This is a genomic window from Kitasatospora sp. NPDC056531 (assembly GCF_042794375.1).
Taxonomy (GTDB): domain Bacteria; phylum Actinomycetota; class Actinomycetes; order Streptomycetales; family Streptomycetaceae; genus Kitasatospora.
In genome coordinates, this window is record NZ_JBHTTU010000235.1 from 1 (window position 1) to 4,170 (window position 4,170).

The window sequence follows — 4,170 nt, forward strand, 5'->3', positions numbered from 1 at the left end:
GCTCGGCCACTCCGGCCTGGTGGCCGTCGGGTCGCTGCGGCGTGAGGAGGGCGGCCTGGAACGGCTGCTGGCCTCCTTCGCCGAGGCGCACGTCCGCGGCGTCACCGTCGACTGGCGGCAGCTCTTCGCAGGCCAGGGCGCCCAGCGGGTCGACCTGCCCACCTACGCCTTCCAGCACGAGCGTTACTGGCTGGATGCTCCGGCGGGTGCGGTGGGTGATGTGGTTTCCGCCGGTCTGGGTTCGGCGGACCACCCGCTGCTGGGCGCGGCGGTGGCGCTCGCGAGTGGTGACGGCTTCCTGTTCACCGGTCGTCTGTCGCTGCGTTCTCACCCGTGGCTGGCCGATCACGCGGTGGCGGGCACGGTCCTGGTGCCGGGCACGGGCATGCTGGAGCTGGCGCTGCGCGCCGGTGAGCGTGCGGGTTGTGAGCACGTGGAGGAGCTGACGCTGGAGGCGCCGCTGGTGGTGCCCGAGCGCGGTGGTGTCCAGATCCAGCTTGTCGTGGGCGAGTTGGACGAGTCGGGTCGTCGCTCCTTCACCCTGCACTCTCGGGTCCACGATGAGGCTGAGGATGTGGAGGGGGAGTGGGTTCGGCACGCCGTGGGTGTGCTGACCGTGGAGCCGGGGGGTGTTGTTCCGGCCGAGCTGCTGGTGTGGCCGCCGCAGGATGCCGTCGCCGTCGACGTGTCCGACGTCTACGGGCGGTTCGCCGAGAGCGGGTTCGCCTACGGTCCGGTGTTCCAGGGTCTGCGGGCCGCCTGGCGTCGGGGCGATGAGGTGTTCGCCGAGGTCGCGCTGCCGGCTGACGAGCACGCGGGGGCTGCCCGCTTCGGTCTCCACCCTGCGCTGCTCGACGCCGCCGTGCACGCGGTGGAGTTCGGCGACTTCGGCGAGGACGACCGGGGCCGACTGCCGTTCGCGTGGTCGGGTGTGTCGCTGCACGCGGTCGGTGCCACGGAGCTGCGCGTGCGGTTGGCACCCGCCGGCACCGATGCCGTGTCCCTTCAGGTGGCCGACGCTGCCGGCGCACCGGTTGCGGCGGTGGAGTCGCTGGTGCTGCGGCCGGTGTCGGCGGAGCAGATCGGCGCCGCGCAGGCCGCGGCCCAGGACTCGCTGTTCCGGGTGGACTGGACCGAGCTGCGGGTGCCCGACGAGGTCGCGGCGCCGGCCGGTCGGGCCTGGCTGGGCGAGGTGCCCGCAGGCCTGAGCAGTGCGGCCGGTGAGCGGTACGCGGATCTGGCGGCGCTGGCTGACGCGATCGATGCCGGGGCGGAGGTCCCTGGGACGGTTCTGCTTCCCATAGCCGTCGGCATGGAGGACCCGATCGCGGGTGTCCGCGAGACGGCGACCAGGGTGCTGGCCGTACTGCAGGCGTGGACCGCGGATGAGCGGTGGGCCGACTCCCGGCTGGTGCTGGTGACCCGGGGCGCCGTCGCGGTGGAGCCCGGCGCGGACGTCGCTGATCTGGCCGCGGCCTCGGTCTGGGGGCTGGTGCGTTCGGCGCAGTCCGAGCACCCGGGGCGGATCGTCCTGCTGGACGTCGACGGCGGGGACCTGTCGGGTGCGCTGGCCGCGGCTGAGCCGCAGCTGGCGGTGCGCGGCGGCACCGTGTGGGCGCCGCGTCTGGTGCGCGCGGCCGGTGCGGCCGGCGAGGACGCGAAGGCAGCCTTCGGACCGGAGGGCACGGTGCTGGTCACCGGTGCCTCCGGCACGCTGGGCGCTCTGGTGGCCCGTCACCTGGTGGCCCGGCACGGCGTTCGTCACCTGCTGCTGGCCAGCCGTCGCGGCGAGGCGGCCCCGGGCGCGGCCGAGCTGGTCGCGGAGCTGACCGAGGCCGGCGCCAAGGTCACGGTCGCGGCCTGCGACGTCGCCGACCGCGAGGCTCTTGCGGCTCTGCTCGCTGGGGTTCCGGCCGACGCCCCCCTCACCGGGATCGTGCACACCGCTGCGGTACTGGACGACGGCGTGATCGAGTCGCTCACCCCCGAGCGCTTCGACATCGTCCTGCGGCCGAAGGTCGACGCCGCCTGGCACCTGCACGAGCTGACCCGGGACCTGGACCTGTCCGCCTTCGTCCTGTTCTCCTCCGCCGCCGGCACCTTCGGCGCGCCGGGCCAGGGCAACTACGCGACGGCCAACGCCTTCGTGGACGCGCTGGCCCAGCACCGCAAGGCCCAGGGCCTGCCCGCAGTCTCGCTCGCCTGGGGCTTCTGGGCCGAACTGAGCGGCTTGACCGACCAGTTGAACGAGACTGACCTGCGCCGCATGACCCGCGGTGGCCTGCGCGGCCTGACCGCCCAGGAGGGCCTGGCCCTGTTCGACACCGCCTGCGCGACGGACGAGCCGGCCCTCGTGCCCGCCCAGCTCGACCTGGCGGCCTTCCGCTCCCAGGCGGCCGCCGCCGGCGAGGTGCCGGCCCTGCTGCGGGCGCTGATCCGTACCTCCTCGCGCCGGACGGCGGCCTCCGGGCCCGCCGCAGCGGGCAGCGCGCTGGCTCAGCAACTGGCGCCGCTGCCGGAGGCCGAGCGCGTGCGGTTCCTGGTGGAACTGATCCGCACCCAGGTCGCCGCCGTACTCGGCCACGCCTCCACGGCCACCATCGAGGACGGCCGGGCTTTCCGGGACCTCGGCTTCGACTCGCTGACTGCCGTCGAACTGCGCAACCGCCTGAACACGGCCACCGGGCTGCGCCTGCCCGCCAGCCTGGTCTTCGACTACCCCACCCCGGCCGTGCTGGCCGATCACCTCTGGGCGCAGCTCAGCGGTCACCAGAACGACTTCGCATCCGCGAGCCCGGTTGCGGCGGTCGACGACGAGCCGATCGCGATCGTCGGCATGAGCTGCCGTTTCGCGGGCGGCGTGGAGTCGCCCGAGGACCTGTGGCGGCTGGTCACCGAGGGGCGCGACGGCGTCAGCGGCTTCCCCACGGGCCGTGGCTGGGACGAGGACATCTACGATCCGGATCCGGACCGGGTAGGCAAGTCGTACGTGCGCGAGGGCGCCTTCCTGCACGACGCGGAGACCTTCGACCCCGCCCTCTTCGGGATCTCCCCGCGTGAGGCGCTGGCGATGGACCCGCAGCAGCGGTTGCTGATGGAGGCCTCCTGGCAGGCGTTCGAGCGGGCCGGGATCGACCCGCTGTCGCTGCGCGGCAGCCGGACCGGCGTCTTCGCCGGTGTGATGTACCAGGGCTACGGCACGGGCCTGCCGGCGCTGCCGGAGGGCGTCGAGGGATACCTCGGCACCGGCAGCTCGGGCAGCGTCGCGTCGGGCCGCATCTCCTACACCTACGGCTTGGAAGGGCCGGCGGTGACGGTGGACACGGCGTGTTCGTCGTCGCTGGTGGCCCTGCACCTGGCCGCCCAGGCGCTGCGCCAGGGCGAGTGCGACCTGGCGCTGGCCAGTGGCGTCACCGTGATGGTCAACCCGGCGCTGTTCGTCGAGTTCAGCCGTCAACGCGGTCTGGCGGCGGACGGCCGGGTGAAGGCCTTCGCGGCCGCCGCCGACGGCACCGCCTGGGGCGAGGGTGTCGGCATGCTGCTGGTCGAGCGGCTCTCGGACGCCCGACGGAACGGGCACCCGGTGCTCGCCGTGGTGCGCGGCAGCGCGGTGAACCAGGACGGCGCGTCGAACGGTCTGACGGCGCCGAACGGTCCGTCGCAGCAGCGGGTGATCCGCCAGGCGCTGGCCAACGCCCGTCTGGCGGCCGACGAGGTCGACGCGGCGGAGGCGCACGGCACGGGCACCACACTGGGTGACCCGATCGAGGCGCAGGCGCTGCTGGCCACGTATGGGCAGGACCGTGACGCGGACCGTCCGCTGTGGCTCGGCTCGGTCAAGTCGAACATCGGTCACACGCAGGCTGCCGCCGGTGTCGCCGGCGTGATCAAGATGGTGATGGCGATGCGGCACGGTGTGCTGCCGCGGACGCTGCATGTCGATGAGCCGACGCCGCAGGTGGACTGGTCGGCGGGTGCGGTCGAGCTGCTGACCGAGGCTAAGGAGTGGCCGGAGACCGGCCGGCCGCGCCGGTCCGCCGTCTCCGCCTTCGGCATCGGCGGGACGAACGCCCATGTGATCCTGGAGCAGGCTCCGGTGGAGGATTCGGCCGAGGAGTCGGCTGAGTCGTCGCTGCCGGTGGTGCCGTGGGTGCTGTCGGGGAAGTCGGC

At 73.6% G+C, this 4,170-nt stretch carries 1 protein-coding gene; it reads left to right on the forward strand.

What is annotated here, in order from left to right:
• On the forward strand, positions 1–4,170 hold a 4,170-nt coding region (locus ACFQ87_RS44875), incomplete at both ends, for a type I polyketide synthase (protein WP_380616822.1).